The sequence below is a fragment of the Gluconobacter thailandicus F149-1 = NBRC 100600 genome, from assembly GCF_000964465.1.
Lineage (GTDB): Bacteria > Pseudomonadota > Alphaproteobacteria > Acetobacterales > Acetobacteraceae > Gluconobacter > Gluconobacter thailandicus.
The window spans coordinates 1-1,644 of the sequence record NZ_BANH01000098.1; the positions used below are offsets into that span (position 1 = coordinate 1).

A 1,644-nucleotide genomic window follows, 5' to 3' on the forward strand; every position below is an offset into this window, starting at 1 on the left:
TCCCCGGATTCCGTGAAGCCAGAAGGGTTTTCCGCAGAGTTCGAACGCAACATCATCCGCAAGCGTGTGCTGTCAGGGCTGGAGACGGCCAAGGCAAAGGGCATCCGCCTCGGGAGAAGCCGACGCTCACAGAAGAGGACATCGCTCAGGCGCGTCGTCTCAAGGCTTAGGGACTGTCTGCCAGAGAAGTCGCAAAAACTCCTGCATGTTTCCAAGATGGCAGCCTGGCGGGCCATGAATTCCTGAAATCCGTCCCGCAATCCCCGTACCAGAATTGCAGAACCGGACTCACAGCCATGCAAAATCACCCTACTCCCAAATCAGGTGTTTTTGGGACGGAAAATCAAAGCATCTTATCTGTTGATTTCCTATAAAACAGAATGGAATATATCTCACATTGACTTTGATTTTGGCGATACTTTTGTAGTCACGGAGATATTTTTCAATGATAGATTTACCTGAAATTATAGGAAGTGGAGGTGCATTGTGGGGTGCTTGGCATACTTTGCCACAAGGCGTAAGAACCCGTTGTTTGCAAGGGATTGATAGCCTAACCGGACGCTTAACTCATCGTTTGAGCCAAGAAAGCAAAAAAAAAGACGCACATGTTGACGATGAGATTAAAAGAGAAGAGCATCAGACAGATGCTCAAAAAAATGTCTTAGAGCTTCTCGTTCCAAAAGTAGCAGAGAGAATTTCTGCAGACCCAATATTATTGGAGCAAGCTACTATAGCCATGATGGGAAAATCATATCAGAATAAATTAAATACAGATTCAGTCATAAATAATGCATTTGAAGATATATCAAAAAAATACAGTGATAGTTCTGATAATAATGATTCTTTGGATGAAGATTGGTTAAATATATTTTCTTCACATGCGGAAAAAGCCAGCTCTGAGCGAGCTAGGCAATTATGGGGCCGTATTCTTTCAGGAGAAGTACGGCATCCAGGAAGTTTTTCATTGAGTACATTAAGGATTTTATCAGAAATAGATAAAAGCACAGCAGAGATATTCGTAAATTTGTGTCCAATAATATTTTTGGATTTCATAATAATTTCCAGGAAAAACAAGGAAAATATTTTCTCAGATTTAATGTATTTACAAGAGTACGGGATATTAAAAGGTGTTGATTCATTTTTATCTATGAATTTTAAATTTTTAGGCAAGAAAACTTCCTTACATGATGGTGATGTTTATATAGATATAGAAGTATCCTCTGATGATAAACTTTCATTAAATTCTATAGTTCTTACGAGAGCAGGAAAAGAATTATTTAAGACAATTGATTTTGAAAAAAATTACCAACGGAAAATAGAAGAAATATCTTCTGGACTTGAGGAGGTGCCTGAAATTGTTAGTTATAAAATACATAAAATAATTATGAACGAGAATGGAATATATCGATACTCAACCATTCCAGATAAAGTTTGGTCCAAACAAAAATAGAAATAAATTTGATATAATACCGCCATAGATTGAGATTTGTGGCGGTATTGTAGAACCGCAGAAGACAGCCAGAAAATAGCCGCCATAAATCCCCGCCAAAATCATAAGGGGAATTATATGAAATACGGTTATTGCAGAGTGTCCACAGTTGGACAGGATTTGAAGGAACAGGAAGACGCCCTGGTGGCTCTTGG

General features: G+C 38.9%; 2 protein-coding genes and 1 pseudogene. 2 read left to right on the forward strand and 1 reads right to left on the reverse strand.

What is annotated here, in order from left to right; translation table 11 throughout:
* Together B7444_RS15590 and B7444_RS15595 are read left to right on the forward strand one after the other, a co-directional pair.
* Positions 1-246 (forward strand): annotated as a pseudogene (locus B7444_RS15590) (hypothetical protein); the annotation flags it as partial.
* A 199-nt stretch (positions 247-445) separates the two neighbouring features.
* Complete coding sequence (locus tag B7444_RS15595) at positions 446-1,450, forward strand: DUF2806 domain-containing protein (protein WP_007284677.1); 1,005 nt, start codon at positions 446-448, stop codon at positions 1,448-1,450.
* Here the strand turns inward: B7444_RS15595 and B7444_RS16985 are convergent.
* Positions 1,412-1,644, reverse strand: a 233-nt coding sequence (locus B7444_RS16985) for a hypothetical protein (RefSeq protein ID WP_206778511.1), incomplete at its 5' end; no start/stop codon positions are given. The two genes, B7444_RS15595 and B7444_RS16985, sit on opposite strands and share 39 nt — an antisense overlap.

What these genes read in the sequence shown, in the direction of transcription:
- B7444_RS15595 (WP_007284677.1), top strand. Translation starts at nt 446, where the DNA reads ATGATAGATTTACCTGAAATTATAGGAAGTGGAGGTGCATTGTGGGGT.